12 protein-coding genes are annotated in these 16533 nt (G+C 61.6%); 4 read left to right on the top strand and 8 right to left on the bottom strand.

The features are described 5' to 3' along the window. Positions 1 to 53: 53 nt before the first annotated feature. On the bottom strand, positions 54 to 1223 hold the full coding sequence (locus GGU46_RS18040) for an LLM class flavin-dependent oxidoreductase (RefSeq protein ID WP_183404968.1): 1170 nt from the start codon (positions 1221 to 1223) through the stop codon (positions 54 to 56). 251 nt (positions 1224 to 1474) lie between these two features. After that, positions 1475 to 2782, bottom strand: coding sequence for an APC family permease (locus tag GGU46_RS18035; RefSeq protein ID WP_183404967.1), 1308 nt, complete (start codon positions 2780 to 2782; stop codon positions 1475 to 1477). A 441-nt stretch (positions 2783 to 3223) separates the two neighbouring features. Between GGU46_RS18035 and GGU46_RS18030 the strand changes: the two genes are divergently transcribed. Continuing rightward, positions 3224 to 4960 (top strand): phospho-sugar mutase, encoded by a 1737-nt coding sequence (locus GGU46_RS18030; protein ID WP_183404966.1) that lies wholly within the window; start codon positions 3224 to 3226, stop codon positions 4958 to 4960. A 129-nt stretch (positions 4961 to 5089) separates the two neighbouring features. After that, a complete protein-coding gene (locus GGU46_RS18025) occupies positions 5090 to 6247 on the top strand; it encodes a hypothetical protein (protein WP_183404965.1) in 1158 nt (385 codons plus the stop codon). A 229-nt stretch (positions 6248 to 6476) separates the two neighbouring features. On the opposite strand, the gene GGU46_RS18020 is transcribed toward GGU46_RS18025, so the two are convergent. Continuing rightward, on the bottom strand, positions 6477 to 7547 hold the full coding sequence (locus tag GGU46_RS18020; RefSeq protein ID WP_183404964.1) for a hypothetical protein: 1071 nt from the start codon (positions 7545 to 7547) through the stop codon (positions 6477 to 6479). 267 nt (positions 7548 to 7814) lie between these two features. Here GGU46_RS18020 and GGU46_RS18015 point away from each other — a divergent pair, with 267 nt between their 5' ends. Together GGU46_RS18015 and GGU46_RS18010 are read left to right on the top strand one after the other, a co-directional pair. Continuing rightward, positions 7815 to 8933 (top strand): hypothetical protein, encoded by a 1119-nt coding sequence (locus GGU46_RS18015; protein WP_183404963.1) that lies wholly within the window; start codon positions 7815 to 7817, stop codon positions 8931 to 8933. A 168-nt stretch (positions 8934 to 9101) separates the two neighbouring features. Further along, entirely contained in the window at positions 9102 to 10148 is a 1047-nt protein-coding gene (locus GGU46_RS18010) for a hypothetical protein (RefSeq protein ID WP_183404962.1), read from the top strand. Between the two features lie 6 nt (positions 10149 to 10154). On the opposite strand, the gene GGU46_RS18005 is transcribed toward GGU46_RS18010, so the two are convergent. The 5 genes from GGU46_RS18005 to GGU46_RS17985 all read right to left on the bottom strand — a co-directional run bounded on the left by GGU46_RS18005 (position 10155) and on the right by GGU46_RS17985 (position 16356). Continuing rightward, the gene (locus tag GGU46_RS18005) at positions 10155 to 11843 is read right to left on the bottom strand and encodes an ABC1 kinase family protein (RefSeq protein ID WP_183404961.1); all 1689 of its coding nucleotides are present in this window, start codon (positions 11841 to 11843) and stop codon (positions 10155 to 10157) included. Positions 11844 to 12026: 183 nt separating this feature from the next. Then, positions 12027 to 12557: a phasin family protein gene (locus GGU46_RS18000; protein WP_183404960.1), complete on the bottom strand. Its 531-nt coding sequence runs from the start codon at positions 12555 to 12557 to the stop codon at positions 12027 to 12029. Between the two features lie 174 nt (positions 12558 to 12731). After that, the gene (locus tag GGU46_RS17995; protein WP_183404959.1) at positions 12732 to 13655 is read right to left on the bottom strand and encodes an alpha/beta hydrolase; all 924 of its coding nucleotides are present in this window, start codon (positions 13653 to 13655) and stop codon (positions 12732 to 12734) included. A gap of 100 nt (positions 13656 to 13755) precedes the next feature. Further along, positions 13756 to 14910 carry a lysophospholipid acyltransferase family protein gene (locus GGU46_RS17990; protein ID WP_183404958.1) on the bottom strand — a complete coding sequence of 385 codons (1155 nt, stop codon included), beginning with the start codon at positions 14908 to 14910 and terminating at the stop codon, positions 13756 to 13758. A gap of 150 nt (positions 14911 to 15060) precedes the next feature. Next, positions 15061 to 16356, bottom strand: a complete 1296-nt coding sequence (locus GGU46_RS17985; protein ID WP_183404957.1) for an aspartyl protease family protein — start codon at positions 16354 to 16356, stop codon at positions 15061 to 15063. Positions 16357 to 16533: the final 177 nt, after the last annotated feature.

The following is a 16533-nucleotide window of genomic DNA, read 5'->3' as shown; positions in this document are numbered from 1 at the left end:
ATGTCTCGACAAGCTCGACAGGACGTTCCTGATACATTATAGCTCATCTCTCCCTACTTCAGCGGCGCAGTGGTTAGGGGCGTGACGGGGGTAGTGGCGGGGCGGCGGCCCTGGTAATCGGGCATGCTGATGTTGGGCAGGCGCGGCAGCACGTAGCGGGCAAAGTAGTCGGCTTCGTCCAGCAGAGGGTAGCCGGAGAAGATGAAGGCCCGGAAGCCCATATCCATGTAACGCTGCAGCTTTTCTACAATCTGGTCGGGGTTGCCGACCAGGGCCCCGCCAGCCCCGGAGCGGGCCTTGCCGATGTCGGTCCAGAGCAGGGGCTCCACGAAGCCTTCCATATCGGCGTGCTCGCGCAGCTGGTTCTGGCGGTGCACCCCCAACGACCACGAATCCTGGGCGCGGCTCTTGATTTCGGCGCCCTTCACCGGGTCAAACTTCGACATGAGCTTTTTGGCATAGGCGCGGGCCTCATCCTCGGTTTCGCGCACGATGACGTGGATGCGTAGGCCAAAGTCGATCCGGCGGCCGTGGCGGGCGGCGCGGGCGCTCATATCCTGCATGGTTTCGTAGAGCATTTCCTCGGTTTCGGGCCACATCAGGAACATGTCGCAGTACTGGGCACATACCTCCCGGGCGCCTTCCGAAGTGCCCCCGAAATAAAGCAGCGGACCGCCGTTTTGCTGGTAGGGCTTGGCGGGGTCAGCGGGCATATCGAACTGGTACAGCTCGCCCTTATGCACAATGCGCTCATGGGTCCAGGCCTGGCGCAGAATTTCGATGGTTTCGGCGCAGCGCTGGTAGCGCAGGGCCGGGTCCTCGCGCAAGCCCGGCAGGTCGGAGTTGATGATGTTGATGGTCAGGCGGCCTTCCAGCATGTGGTCCAGGGAGGCCAGGGCCCGGGCCAGCATGGGCGGGTGAATTTCACCGGTCCGGATGGCCGTGAGCAGGTTGATGCGCGAAGTTTGGGGCGCTATGCCCGCGGCAAACGTCATGACATCCTGCCCCACGGTGTAGGAGGTAGGCAGCAGAATATTGGAGTAACCCAGCTGCTCCGATTTCAGCACGATGTCGCGGCAGTGGGCCCAGGAGCTGCGGTAGGCGCCATCGAGTACGCTCAGGTACTGGGTGTCGCCGCCGCAGAGGTCATCAAACCAGGATATTTCAGCCACCCGCTCCGGGGTCCGGATGGGCACGGTGGTGATGGGGAGGGAAAGAGGCATTTTAGGTGGGTAGGACTGGTGTGTAAAAGGGAGGTCGATAGTAAACCGTAAACAGAAAATGTCATGCTTGATCTGGCGTCCGCCCCGCGAAGCATCTCTCCCGCTTCGTTGTGGTTCACTAGCCCAGGGTTTAAACCCTGAGCTATGGAGCGGTTGACACCACTAGGTCATCTAATTAATCAGAGGAAGCGGTCCTTCGCGCTGCTCAGCATGACAACGAGTTTTCCTGAAGCCAATGGGTAGCCCCACAATCAGCCAACCGACGGCTTCCTCTTCCGGGATAGAAAGTACAGCCCCAGCCCGACTACGGCGGCAATGCCTACGTCGCGGGCCTCGGTGGCGGCGCTGTTGGAGAGTAGCCACAGGCAGAGCAGTACGCAGAGCACAGCCACTACTACCCCACCCCACACCTGGAAAGGGGCCGGCTGCGCCGGGTTTCGGCGGCGCAGCACGGGTAGGGCGGCGCAGGTCAGGGCGAAATAGGCCAAGCGGATGATGGTGCTCAGGGTCAGGGCGTAGATGAACGTGCCCGACACGGCCAGTACCAGCTTCAGGGCCGCCGATACCAGCAGGGCCACGTAGGGCGTGTGGTAGCGCGGGTGCAGGCGGCCAAACACGGCCGGAATCTGCCCCTGTTCGGCCAACGCAAACAAGAGGCGCGGGCCCGTCAGCATGAGGGCATTGAGGGTGCCCAGGGCCGTGAGCAGGGCGGCCACGGCAATAAAGGCCCCACCGGCCGGCCCCAGAAACTGCTGGCTGGCATCGGCCAGGGGCCGCTCCGAGGCAGCCAGACCCGGCAGCGTGCCGATGCACACCACCTGCACCAGCCCGAATAAGCCCGCTACCGTGGCAATGGCCGTAAACAAGGCAAACGGTACCGTGCGCTGGGGCTGCTGAATCTCGCCGGCCGGAATGGCAGCCACATCAAAGCCCGAAAACGTGAAAATGAGCAGCAGCGCGGCGCTGGAAAAGCTGACGTAAGTAGGCGGCACGGCAAATGAGAAGGCCTGCCAATCGACGAAGAACAGCCCTACCCCCGTAAACAGGCCCAATACTACCAGCTTGCTCACGGTAAACAGGTTGTTCACGAGCGAGGCCGTGCGCACGCCTACCCAGTTAATAGCCGTCAGCCCTGCAATAAGCCCGGCCATGAGGCCGAACCGGGGCAGCCCCGCCCCTACCGCCGGCCAGAAGTAGGCCGCGTAGCTCACCAGCAGGTTGCAAATGGAGGCAAAGCTAGCCAGGCGCGAAATCCACAGCAGCCACCCGACTTCAAACCCCACCAGTGGCCCGAAGGCCTCGCGGGCGTAGAGGTAGGGCCCGCCGGTGCCATTGAACCGGCTGCTGACCTCGGCAAAGCACAGAATGATGAGCGTGACAATGGCGGCACTCACGCCGTAAGCCACCAGGCTATAAGCGCCTACCAGGGCGTAGAGCTTGGAAGGCAGCCCCAGAATGCCGGCCCCGATGGTGATATTGATGATGAGGGCGACAAAATCCCAGCGGCGAATGCCGCGCACCAGGCTCGCGGGCGAGGTAGCCAGAGTAGAGGAGGTCATGCAGTAGCGCAGGAAGGCGAAAGGAAACGGGCGGCGGGTAGCCGCGGGCACAGGGTGTCAGCAGGTCGCGGTGGGGCGACAACAACACGGGCGGTTTCCTATCAGCTTGGCTGGCATCATGCGGTACACGGGGTTCCCGGGGCGGGAACGGCGGCGGCAAAGATACTCCTCCGGCTTTCCCGGGCAAGAGGAAGGCTTGACGCCTCAGGCAGGGGTAGGCGCCGCTGGGTTATGACAAGAGCCAGACGATTTTCCTACCCCCTGACTAAGGCGCAACCCTGCCGTTCACCTTACTCAGGTTCAACTATTTCTAGGCAGGAATCAACTAGTACTCTTTGTCTTTCTGTGAGATCAAGTTCCGAAGGGCCTATCTTGGCCCACGGAAAACCTGTTTTCTTTACTCCCGTTATTCGAGTTCCTTCAGTTCAAACCTTCCCGCGTATGGCCCTGACGCCTGACATTCACGAGAAAATCAATACCTGGCTTACGGGTAGCTACGACGCCGAGACTCAGTCGGCCATTCGCCAGATGCTGGCGGAAAATCAGGAGGATTTCCTTTCCGATGCGTTCTACCGCAACCTGGAGTTTGGTACCGGCGGCCTGCGCGGCATCATGGGCCCGGGCTCCAACCGCATGAACCGCTACACCCTGGGCATGGCTACCCAGGGCCTGAGCAACTACCTGCTTCAGAACTTCCCCGGCCAGGAAATTAAGGTGGCCATTGCCCACGACTCGCGCAACAACAGCCCCGAGTTTGCCCGCATTGCCGCCGACATCTTCTCGGCCAACGGCATTACGGTGTACCTGTTCGAGGCCCTGCGCCCTACCCCCGAGCTGTCGTTTGCCATCCGCCAGCTGGGTTGCCAAAGCGGCTGCGTAGTAACGGCCTCGCACAACCCCAAAGAGTACAACGGCTTTAAGGTGTACTGGAACGACGGTGCCCAGGTAGTGGCCCCGCACGACAAGAACATCATCCGGGGAGTAGAAGCCATTCAGTCGGTGAGTGAGGTGAAGTTCCAGCCGGAGCCGTCGCGCATTCACCTGATTGGGGCCGAACTAGACGCCGCCTACCTCGCCAAGGTGAAGGAGCTGAGCATCAACCCGGCTGCCATACAGCGCCAGCACGACCTAAAGATTGTGTACACGCCCCTGCACGGCACGGGCATTACGCTGGTGCCCAAAGCCCTGGCCCAGCTGGGCTTCACGAATGTGCACGTAGTAGAGGCCCAGGCCACGCCCGATGGTAACTTCCCCACGGTGCAGTCGCCGAACCCCGAGGAGAAAGTAGCCATGCAGATGGCCCTGGACCAGGCCAAGGCCCTCGACGCCGACCTGGTGCTGGCTACCGACCCCGACTCGGACCGCGTGGGCATTGCCGTGAAGGACAATAAGGGCGAGTGGGTACTGGTAAACGGCAACCAAACTGCCGCGCTGCTCACGCACTACCTCCTCTCGGCCCGCAAACAGGCCGGCAAGATGACCGAGCAGGACTTCATCGTGTACACCATTGTGACCAGCGAAGTACTCGGCGACATTGCCCGCGCTAACAACGTGAAGGCCTACCGGACCCTGACGGGCTTCAAGTACATTGCCGGCATCATCCGGGAGCTGGAAGGCCGGGAAAACTACATTGGGGGCGGCGAGGAAAGCTACGGCTACATGATTGGCTCCTTCGTGCGCGATAAAGATGCTATTTCGGCCTGCGCTATGCTGGCCGAAATGGCGGCCGTTGCCAAGGACCACGGCCACACCTTGTATGAGGAAATGGTGCACATGTACGCCACCTACGGTTTCTACAAGGAGCACCTGATTTCCCTGACTAAGAAGGGCCAGCGTGGGGCCGAGGAAATTCAGGAAATGATGGCCGGACTGCGGGCTAACCCGCCCCGCACCATTGCCGGCCAGCCCGTGGTGGAGCTGCGCGACTACAAAACCGGCCGCATCCGCGACCTGCGCACCAACCTGGAAACCGAAACCGGCCTGGAAAGCTCCAACGTGCTGCAGTTCATTCTGGAAGATGGCAGCAAAATCTCGGCCCGCCCCAGCGGCACCGAGCCCAAAATCAAGTTCTACTTCAGCGTGCGCCAGCCCCTGGCCTCCGCCGTGGACTTCGACCTGGCCGACCGCCTCGCCGGCGAGAAAATTCAGACTATTATTGATGATATGCAGCTGAAATAAGCTCGACTTCAAGTAGTATTGTACCCCAAAAGCCTGAGCTATCTAGCTCAGGCTTTTTTGTGCGCCACCCTCGTCTTCTGCCTATACAGCAAGCGCGCTGTTAGCCGCCCCACTGTTTTACTAATTTCTATGCTCCGATTCTACTTTTTACTGCTGTGCACACTTGGCAGCTTTGCGGCCTTTGCTCAGGGAATTGCAGGTTACGTCGTCATGCCCGCGGGTGATACGCTGCGGGGCTACGTGAAAGAACAGAGCCTTCACCTGATTGAATTTTATCCGCTTACCGACAGTAAGCCCCAGTATTTCCGCCCGTCCCAGGTACGGGCCTATGGCTTTGGGGCCAGCGCCCCGCATACCAGCCGCCCGGTACGGCTACGCTCGGGGCAGGATTCGCTGTGCTTCGTTCAGGCCGTGCTGAGTGGCCCAGCCAGTTTGTATGGTTATTTTGCTGACAGCACGAAGCTGATGCTCGCTCCCCCAACTTCTGACACTTTGTATGAGTTGACAGCCCGCAACTGGCACCTGCTATTTGGTCGTTACCTGGGCAACTGCCCTTCACTGGACATGACGGACAAGCGCGTGCTGAATCTTGCGTTTAATCAGCGCTCGGTGCGTGACTTAATCATCCGGTATAATCAGTGCATTGCACCCGCCTGGCAGCCCACCCGCCTCAACACGTCCGTCACTGAACCCAGCCTAGTGCTCCAGGCAGGTGTTGTTTATTCCATCCTCACCGACCGGACCCGCATCTATGCCACCAGCCCTGATTTACGGCCCGGAGCGCTGATCAGTGCGGAACTGCGGCACACACGCTCTAGCGGATGGTGGGTTTCGGCGGGCGGTACGCTGCAGCATTTACGCGGTGGACTGCAGCCGTACAATATTTATACGGGTACTTCCCTGTACACTACCACCGTCACCGAGAGCTACCAGTTGAATAGTGTTGCCTTGCTGGGCTCTTTCGGCAGAAATTTCGGGCAGCCGGGTAAAATCCGGCCGTTTGCCTTCCTGAGCGTCGGCGGCAATCTGTTCTTTAGTTCTTACTACCGCATTCACCAGGAAAATTCCCATCCCTTGTTTCCTGCTCCCGCCGACGCAGACACCAACCAGTCGGGGGAATTTGGCCTGCAGGCTAGTGGGGGAGCAGGCCTTTTGTTTCCGTTGCGCCCGCAGCGTGAGGTGCAAGTTCACTTCAGCTACGGTCAGAACGCACTGGTGTTCTCCCCTGATTTCCTCCGCACGCATGTTTTCACATTGCAGGTAGGGTACGTACTCGTAAAAAAATAGCCCGGGCCGCGGCCACTGCCCAGGGGCGGCCGGCAGGGGCGGTAGCGTGCTTTCCCGGCCAACGCGCGCGCAAAATCTGGCTGTGCACAGCCCCTGGCACGCGGCGCACCACTGCGCTGAAAAAACACCGGTTGCTACGGCCCCTTCCGGCAGCCGCAGCCACGTTGCTCAGTACGCGTGAGGCGGAGCCAGTAAACCCCTGCCGACGCACCCCGACCGTTCACCAACTCTAAAACACAAAGTTGAAGGAGGCTTGCCCCAATACACCGCGCAGGTCGCGGCTGCGGCTGTTGAGGGGCACGAAGTAGCTGGCTTTGGTATCGAGCAGGATGTGGCGGGTTTTGATCAGCTCTACCCCCAGCCCCAGGTTCAGGTTCGGGATAAAGTCGTTTTCCTGGTCGTCGTTACGGTTCAGGATGAAGCCGCCTACCTGGTAGCTGGTGTACAGGTTGAGGTAGCGCCGCCGGCCCCGGCCGAAATTGCGCGGGTAGAAATCCTGCCCGAAGTTGATAACGAACAGCTCATTCACGAAGGCCGAATCGGACTTGTTAGTGGTCGTGGGCTTGTACACGCCCAGGTTGAAGTAGCTCTTGCCCCGCGTGAACAGGTACTTGATGGCGTAGCCCCGGTAGGCCGGGCTGGTGAGCCCCGGCTTCGGGTTATCGAGGCGCAGGTAGCCCACCTCTACCCCCGGCATATTCACGAAGCTCACCCGGCGGTTGCCGGTCGGGAAGCTGATTTCATCGAAGAGCCGGAGCGTTACGTAGGCTTGGCCTGCGTGGCTCTGGAGCAGCTCCTGCTGCTGGCGGGTGTGGCGCAGGCGGGCTTCGTTTCGTTCCAGCTCTTCCTGCAACTGCTCCAGTTCCTGCTTGGTTAGCTTGGCTTCGCGGAGCTGGTTTTGCACTCGCCCGATAACAGTTATTAGTTGCTGGGTTTCGGCCTCCAGTTCCTGCCGGCGCGGGCTCAGGATGTAAGAGTTAAGGTTGTTTTCGAGCACGTAGCCCAAGCTGGCAGTTAGCGAGTCAAGGCGGGGTAGCAGGCCGACGGGCACGCTGAACTCGGCTGTGAGCTGCTCGGGCGTTTCCTCCTGCTTCTGCACGCGGGTGGCCCGGCTCCGGATAAAGCTGGTCAGGGCCGCGCGAGCCTCAGTGTACTTGGTTACGCCCACGCTGAGCCGCTTCTGAGTTTCGTAAGTGTCGGCTTCCCGGTCGGTCTGGGCCAGGACCGGCAGCGCGGCGGCGGCGGTCAAGGCGGCGGTCAGGATACAGCGGGTAGCGGGGGGTAGTAAAGAGAAAGACATAGCAGATGGCGTCTCCGGTAAGTGGAAGACGGTGCTAAATTGAAGCCTGCTTGCGCAACCCCGCGCACCACTTTTCTATCTTTGCAGACTTTTAACTACCTCCCACAACAATCCATATCTTATTAATTATCAATAAACTACTTGCTATAACCCCAGACTTATCCAGACTTTACAAAACGCCAGACAGCCGCTATTACCGCCTGCGCTGCTCATTCTTTTCCGCTGCTTTTCCTGCCTATGCCGCGACTCTACCTTTTATTCCTTTGTTTGATTGCAAGTGCTGCCGCCCGGGCCCAGGGCCTGCCGGGCTACATCCTGACCCCGGCCGGCGACACGGTAGCGGGCTTTGTGGCCGAGAAGAAACATCAGGTGATTTACCTGTACCCGGCGGCCGGCGGTAAGCCCCAGGTGTTCCGGCCGGCGCAGGTGCAGGGCTACGGTCTGCTCGACCGGCCGGCTATCCGGAGCCGGGTGGTGCACCAGGCCTCCGGGAAGGACTCGGTGTGCTTTGTGCTGCCGGTACAGCTGGGGCGGGCCAGCCTGTACTGCTACGCCGCCAGTGAAGGCGGGCTACTGCTGCAACCGGCCGGCCTCGACACCCTGTATGAGCTGACGCCAGTTACTCGGTCGTTGCTGTTCAACCGGTACCTGGTGGGGTGTGCTACCCTGGTTCCGTATAGTGAGGAGATGCTTGAAATGCGCTTTTCGGCCGAAAACGTGGAGAAAGTATTGCGCCGCTACAACCGCTGCCTCGACCCCACCTGGCAACCCACTGCGGTCCGCAAGCACTCCCCGTGGCGGCATGGGCTGGGCCTGCATGCCGAGGCGTTGCGCGGGAGCCTCACAGATGATAACGCATGGGCCGAGCGAACCATTACCACCGCAGGCTGGGGCCAGCGCATTGGGCTGGAGTGGACGGCCGTGCGAGCCAGCGGCCTGCAGATGGGGGTAGTGGGCACATTTACTTACCTGCCCATAAGCAGCCCGGAGTACCTCGTGCAGACCCTCACGGGGCAGGCGGAGACAGAGCGGCGCACCAGCGCCACCGCCCAACTTCTGACCTTAGCTATTTCGGCGGGCAGGCGGCTGGGGCGCCCTACGCGGCCGGGTTTCTACGTGGGTGCCGGGGCGGGCTCCACGGTGCTGCTGCACGAAAAAGGCCAAACCCAGCAGCGCCCTGCGGGCAGCACCATGCCCTTCCAGACCACAGAAACATATAGTGTGGGCGGCGAGGCCATTTTGCCTCACCTGGAGGCCCAGGCGGGCGTGCTGGCTCCGATAGGTCCCCGGCACGAAATCCGCCTGACGGGTATCTACCAGAAATTCGTTTTCACTTCCTTTAGCACCATCGGGCTGCGGGTGGCTTACGTCTGGTTCCGAAAGTAAGCCTACCCGCCCGGCCTCCATCTAGTGGTAAGTCTCCAATTTTATCCTTGGCCTATAGCTGGCCTTTCCTTCTTATTCTCTTTCTCTACCTGAATGCTTCGTTTTTGTACGCTGCTGTTGTGTTTATTAGTTGGCCACACGGGATGGGCGCAGGGGCTTCCGGGCTATGTGCTGACCCTAACGGGCGATACGCTCCGCGGTATTGTGGTGGAGCGCGGGCAGCAGCTCGTAGCCCTACACAGCGCCCCGAAGGCAGCCCCGCAGATATTCCGGCCGGCGCAAGTGCAGGGCTATGGCCTGCGCGGGCGGGCGGCCATCCGAAGCCAGGTTGTGCGACTGGCCTCCGGTCAGGATTCCACCTTTTTCGTGGTGCCAGTGCAGCTGGGGCGGGCCAGCCTGTACGCCTACCCCAACGAAACCGGCCTGCTGCTGCTACCCCCGGCCGCCGATACGCTCCAGGAGCTGACGGCCATTAACTGGCACGTGCTGCTGAACCGCTACCTGACCGGCTGCCCTACCCTCGACCACTCCAACAACCGCATCATTCAGCTGAGCTTCACGGAGCGCAACGTCCGGCAGGTGTTTATGGAGTACAACCAATGCCTCGACCCGGCCTGGAAATCAACCCCTAGCCCTACCCGCACGGTGTGGCGCAACGGCCTGGGCTTACAGCTAACGCCCCGGCATCAATTCCTGGATTCAGATGGCCTGCTCAGTAAAAACAGCATACCCGTAGGGTTGGAGTGGGTGCATGTGCGGGCCAGCGGCCTGCAAACCGTCCTGAGCGTCAGCTATGCGGCCTGGTCAAACCGAACGGAGCTGAACCCGCCTTTTCCGCAGGCCCTGACGGAAGAGCAGACGTTTTATCGGCAGCAGACGCTGGACCTTGCCATTGGCATCGGGCGGCGCCTGGGGCGACCGGGGCGCGTGGCTGTAGTGCCGGGCATCGGGTTCGGTGGGCTCTACTTCCTGCACTCCGAGGCGACGGTAAAGGAGCGCCCACGCGGCAGCAATATTCCGCTGCAAACCAGCAACGTGTACCGCGGCGATAATGGCCTGATGGTTCATGCTGAGGCTACGCTGGGCGCGGTACTGCCGCTGGGCAATCATCAGGAAGTGCGCCTGGGCGCTTTCTACCGGTATTACCTCTATGGGGTCAGAGGGGTATGGGGCGAGGCAAGCCTGCAGCTGGCCTACGATTGGTTTCGGAAGTAGCCGGGGCTACTCCCCGCGCCGCTCGTTTTTGGTGCCCAGAATGAACAGAACCAGCAGCAGAAACGCGGCCACGCCCAGGCTGTACCAGGTTACCACGGGTAGGCCGCGGTGGTAGGGCATGGAGGCGGGGTAGCGGCCCAGCAGGCTCAGGCCGGCAAATACAATCATGGCTACGGCCACGGCCGCCAGAATGCCCCGGCTCACCAGCTGGTCGGCTTTGCGCAACAGCTGCTGGTAGCCGCTCAATTCCACCCGCACCCGCAGGTCGCCGCGGGAGATTTTGCGCATGATCTGGCGCACATCGGTGGGGAGGGTTTGCAGCAGGGCCAGCAGCTGAGTGCCCGTGTACAGGGCTTCGTTCTGAATGTTTTCGGCCGAATACTGCTCAGCGATGATGCGCGTGCCATAGGGCCGCACGAACTCGAAGGTGTTGAAGCGCGGATGCAGCACCTTGCCAATGCCTTCCAGAATCACCAGGGCCCGCAGAATCAGGAACACGGCGCCGGGCACCTGCAGCTTGTAACGGTAGATAACCCCCTGCAGCGCATCGGCCAGGTCCGACATGCTCATTTCCTTCACGTCGAGGGTGGCGAAATCCTCGATGAGCTGGGCCAGGTCGGCCTCGAAGGCGCGCATGTCCGGTATTTCCGAGGTCAGGGCCAAGCGGCGGAAGTTCAGGGCCATGCCGCGCGCGTCCTGCCGGGCCATGCCAATAAACACGCCCGCAAAGGCATACTTCTGCTGCTTGGTCAGGCGCCCTACCATGCCAAAGTCGATGAGCACCAGCGTACCATCAGGGCGCACCAGCACGTTGCCGGGGTGCGGGTCGGCGTGGAAGGCCCCGAACTCGAAAATCTGGGTCAGGTAGATGTCCATGCCGGTTTCGGCCACCTGCTCGGGGCTCAGGCCCCAGGCCAGCAGCTGGGCCTTGTCGGTAATCTTGCAGCCGCTCACAAACTCGATGACCAGCATTTTGCTGGTACTCAGCTCCCGGTAGGGCCGCGGGATATAGAAGGTTTCGTAGCTTTCATACAGCTTCCGGAACTGCTCCATGCTGCGGGCCTCGGAGGTGTAGTCCAGCTCCTTGGTCATGCTCCGCTCGAAGGCATCCACAATGTCCTGGGGGTTGCTCAGGCCCTGGCGGCGCAGAAACGGGGCCGTCAGGCGCACCAGCTCGTGGAGTAGGCTCAGGTCGGTGCGTACTTTTTCCTGCACATCGGGGCGCTGCACCTTCACCACTACCTGCTCGCCGGAGCGCAGCCGCGCCCCGTGCACCTGCCCAATACTGGCCGAACCAAGGGGCACCTCATCAAACTCCGCAAACACCTCTTCCAGGGGGCGGCCCAGCTCCTGCTCAATAATCTGGCGGGCCTGGGCTACCGGAAAGGGCGGCACGTTGCTTTGCAGCTTCTCAAACTCGTCGATCAGGGGCTGGGGCAGCAGGTCGGCGCGGTTGCTCAGGGCCTGGGCCAGCTTAATGAACGTAGGCCCCAACTCCTCAATAATCATGCGGATGCGCTGCCAGCGGGTGGTTTCAAACACGGCCGGCTCCCCATCGGGGCGGGCCCGGCGCCGACTCTGCGGCACCAGCCGGCGCAGGGCGGTACTCGTTACCACGTCCTCGAACCCGTAGCGGATAAGTACCTCGGCTACCTGCCGGATGCGCGTGAGGTTGGAAATGGTGTTTTTGAACATGAATCGCAGATTATGCGGATGGAGTTAATGGCGCTGATTCCGGCGGTAAGATCAGCATTGGCCCCGAACTTTCCGGCGGAGCATCGTTTCGGGGCAGCCGCAGCAGCTTACAGAAAACCCCGGCCACACAACGCAGCCAGGGTTTATCTGTCGCAAAGGGGGTAACACGCTGTGCTACGCAGGCTAACTGCCGGTGTTGGAGGTAGTATCGGTGGGCGAAATAGCCTTTTTGGCGGCTGTTTTGCTTGTTTTTCCCGTTGGGCTTTCCGGCGTGGCCGCCATTTTGGCTTTGCTGCTGGTGGTGCTTGTTTTGGTATTCGCGGCTTTCACGGGGGCTGCTTTGGCAGCGGCAGGGCCTTTGGCGGCAGTGGAGCTGCCCTTGGCCGCCGCCGAGGCGGCACCTGCCCCGGCAGAACTACCTGCTTTGGCCTTCGAACTGCTGCCTTTCACCGTGCGCTTCAACTCTTCCACATCGGCGTTGGTAGCCAGACCGGCACTTTTCATCAGGCGCGAGGCCAGGCCTTGAAACTGCTTTTCCAGCTCCTTGCGCTTGGTGTCGGTGTTTTTCTTCAGGTCGTCCATGATGCGGGCCCCCTCCTGCTCCGAGAGCTTGCTATCCTGCACCAACTTATCAATGGTGCTCTGCACTCGCTCATTGGTAAGCGACACGAGGCCTACGCCGGCGTTAACGAACTTCTTAAACAGGTCTTCCATGGGGCTACGGGGTAGAAAATGGGTGAGAAGGAAAAGAAACAACAGGCAAGCGCGGGGCTGCAGGTGAGAAGGGCGCTACCCCCTCGAAACTACGAAAAGCCAGTATATACCCTACTGAACAGCCGATTTTCGGAGCCACCGCGCCGCTCCCGGCCACGGGTCAGTAAGTTCGGGTTAGTGGTTGGCGGGTACTGGCTCAGCCCATATCTGTTGGGTGAAATCGGCTACCCGGCGCAGGGCTACGCGGGCCTCGGGCACCCAGCGCCAGAACAGGTGCCACCAGTGCACCAGCCCCTCAAATACCTGCAGGGTAACGGGCGTACCGGCCGCACGGGCTTTCTGCACGAATTCCACTACATCATCCCCGAGCACCTCGGCGTCGGAAACCTGAATCAGCAGCGGCGGCAGGCCCCGCAAATCGGCCCGCACCGGGGAAACCAAGGGGTCGGAGAGCGGCGTAGCAGCGGCGTACAAGGAGCCCCACCCCCGGATTTCCAACGCCTCCAGCACCCGGCTTTCCTCCTGGCACACGCGGCGCAGCATTCCGGTTGGCAGTACCAGGTCGGTCCAGGGCGACAGGCCCACGGCAGCGGCGGGCAGCGTTTCGCCCTGGTTGCGCAGGGCCAGCAGCAAAGCCAGCGCCAGCCCGCCCCCCGCCGAGTCGCCGGCCACAATAATATCGGGGCCGGCGTAGCCCTGGGCCACTAGCCAGCGGTAGGCCAGCAGGGCATCGTCGAGGGCGGCCGGGAACGGATACTCGGGGGCTTTGCGGTAGGCAATGCTCAGGGCTGCTACCCCGCACTGCTGAGCCAGGGCCCCTACCAGAGCGCGGTGCGTGTTCAGGGAGCCCACCACGTAGCCGCCACCGTGCAAATACAGCAGCACCCGGCCCGGCGTGGCCCCAGCCGGCCGAATCCATTCGGCGGGCATGCCCTCCACCTCGGTTTCCTGCAGAAACACGTTCCAGGGCATCAGCTGCCCCACCGAAGCCACCTCCAGCGCCAGCCGCACGGCCGCCAAGCCCGGACGGCGGCGGGCCAGCGAGCCGGTAGCGGCCACCAAAAGTTGCTTCAGGAGCAGATGCTGGGCAGAAGGCATTTATTTCACTAGTAGGAAGCCAAGAATGTGGAGTGAAGCTGACAGCAGCGCCTGAAAGAAAACCAGCTCTTACAAGGCTTGCAACCCTACTCCTGCTTTTTTATTTGTTTATCCGGTGGCCTTTGTAGCCCCGAATGGCAATAGGAATCCAGCCTAATACGGGAATAAAGAAGGTGAGGGTAAATGGATTGCGCCACAACATGCGCCAGTACGCGCCGGGGCTGCGCAACTTCAGGTCAAAGTCGTGGTGGCCTTTGCGCGCGTACTGCCGCTCAAACTCCCGAAACAGTGCGGGCCAGGCCCAGGGCAGGAAAAACGGGAAGTAGCGCCAGTTCTCCCGGATGCGCTGCCACAGCTCGCGCCAGCGGTAGGGCCGTTGGCCGTACTGTTGCACGGCGGCATCCAGCTCCTCTTGCATCTTCGCCCGAATCTGCCCCGACAAAGCCTCATACTCGGGGCGGGTCAGCTCACTGGTGGTTTTGGCGGTCAGCTCGTAGGGCCGGATGCGGCCGCCCAGCACGAAGGTGAGCCGGGCCGGAAATGCCATGTAGAAAAACCAGGGCTGCAGCAGCACCATCAGCAAAATGGGCCCCATCGGGATAAAGGGAATCCCGATTTTCTTGCTTAGGCGGTTGACCCAGTCCCAGCTGTAGGCGTAGGGGTTCAGGTACTCGCCGTTGATGGTGTAGAACGGGATGATGTCGGTGCGGTGCTCAATGCCCAGGCGCACAATGCTGGTGGCCAGGCGCTGCAGCTCATACTTCCGGTTGAACCCTTTCCCGATGCCGGCCACCCCCTCGGGGTAAAGCATCAGGTTGTGGTCCTGGTAGTACATCATCGTCTCGAAGTTGAGAGTGGTGGCATCCACGCAGCCACACTTCTTCCAGAAGTTTTTAAGCAGAAACGGGTTCATCAGCACCGACTGCGACAGCATGGGCGCGGAGAGTGGGCGGGGCAGGTCGCGGAGGCGGGGCAGGCGCCGCCACAGGTGCGAAAGCGCCACCATGGCATCCCAGGGAAAGGCCATGCCCGAGTGGTTGGAGGCGAAGAGGAGGGGCCGGTCGGGCCGGTTGCGCTGCGGGAAGTTCTCGAACCCTATCAGCTCGGAGCGAAACCACACCCGGTCGAGCAGCTGCAGAATAGTGCGGTCCAGGGTTTCTACGAAGTTCTCATCGAAATAATCGGAGTAAATGTGCTGGTTAGCCTGGAGCAGGGGCGGCACCTGCCCCTGCGCGGCCGACGAAGGGAGAGCCATGCGGGGAATGGGCGGAGGGTGGGAAAGCGACCGGAACGGCGGACGGTGCCTAATGTAGGAATTTTGCGCGCTGCGGGCCGGGTACACTGCTTACGGCCGGCGCCCGACAATGGCCAACCGCGGCCCGGAACCAGAAAGGCTACCCGCCTGCTAAATCTGGCGCTTCAGGCGCACGGTGGTGGTAAACAGGTCGCCGGTACTGGCGCGGCGCAGCACAAACAGCAGTTGTCGCCCATCGGCGGAGTGCAGCAGGCGGCTGAGCTGGGTCAGGCTGAGGGCTTCCGCCGGCAGCAGGTTAATGGACAGAATTTCGTCGCCGGGCTGAATGCCCGCATCGGCGGCGGGGCCGGTGGCTTCTACCCGCAGCACCCGGTATTGGCGGTAGTTGGGTCCGGTGGCCAATACCTCAAACCCGCACATATCATGCTCGAAAGGGTCGCGGTATTTCTCGTTGGGGCGCAGCAGCAGCTGGTTGTGGGTGTAGTCGATAATGACGGTGAAGCGCTTGAGCAGCTCGAAGCCCAGGTTGCCGTTGCGGGGCACTTCGGCGCGCTGGGCCACATCGGCCGCGTCGGGAAACGAGGTGAGCAGGGCCGGCACCCGGTAGCGCCCCAGCTCCAGGGCCGACACCCGCCCCAGGTACCCGTTGATGTTGCCGTTGAGGCCCCGGCCCAGCTGGCTGCGCAGGCGCTGGGGCGGCAGCTGCAGGCGGGCATCGGAGGTGGTTTCCAGGGATAGGGCGTGGCCCGCCCCCGTATCGAGCACCAGCTTCAGGGGCAGCTTCAGAGAATCGTTGAGTTGCACCGGCAAGGTGAGGTAGGACTTGCGGCCCTCCATGTCCAGGGGCAACCGGGCCCAGCGCCGCCCGCGGGGCGCCCGAAACTGCGCCGGATCGTGAAAGGTCAGGGCTTCGGCTACAGGATCTACTTCTACCACAAAGCTGCGGAACACATCGGCCCCCAGCAGGCCATGAACCGGAATACCCACGTAGCCCGAGAGGTTGAGCACGTCCTCGGACAGCATCAGAAAGCTTTGGGCGGGCGCCTTGATTCCGCCGGGCAGGCTCACGGCAACGGCCGGTATCTGAAAAGCCTCCAGCGGATTTTCCTCGCCGGCGCCGGCCACCAGAAAGCGCCCTCCTACCGTCAGGTTCAGCTCCTGCCGCAGGCGCGGGTCGGTAATCAGGCAACTGTTGATGCCCGTATCCAGAATAAAGTTGTACGGCCCCTGCTTGTTGAGCCAGATGGGCAGAATAATCAGGTTACGCTGCAGCAGAAAAGGCGTACGCACCTGGCGCTGCCGGCTTTTTTCAAACTGAAAGGAAGCCTGCTGCGCCTGCCCCGCCCGCGCCCCCACCAGGCCCAGCAGCAGCCCCAGCAGCACGGCCATCCTGACCGCCCGAGCGCGGCCCGAAAACAGCGGAATAATGCAGATACGCGGGAGCATGGCAGGGTGGAAGTGGGCTTGGTAAGATAACCAAAAATCCTATTCCGTGCACGTGCGTTTTCGTGGCCGCGCCCCCTCTACCTTAGAAGGTGTTGGGGAATTTTGGTCATCGATTGAGGCAGAGGGTGATGTTGGCAATCAGGAGCCACGTGACGTGGCTGACGGGGGTGAATTCGT

The organism is Hymenobacter latericoloratus, assembly GCF_014199535.1.
Lineage (GTDB): Bacteria > Bacteroidota > Bacteroidia > Cytophagales > Hymenobacteraceae > Hymenobacter > Hymenobacter latericoloratus.
Note: the sequence above shows the minus strand (reverse complement) of the source record. Positions and strands in the feature narration are given on the sequence as shown.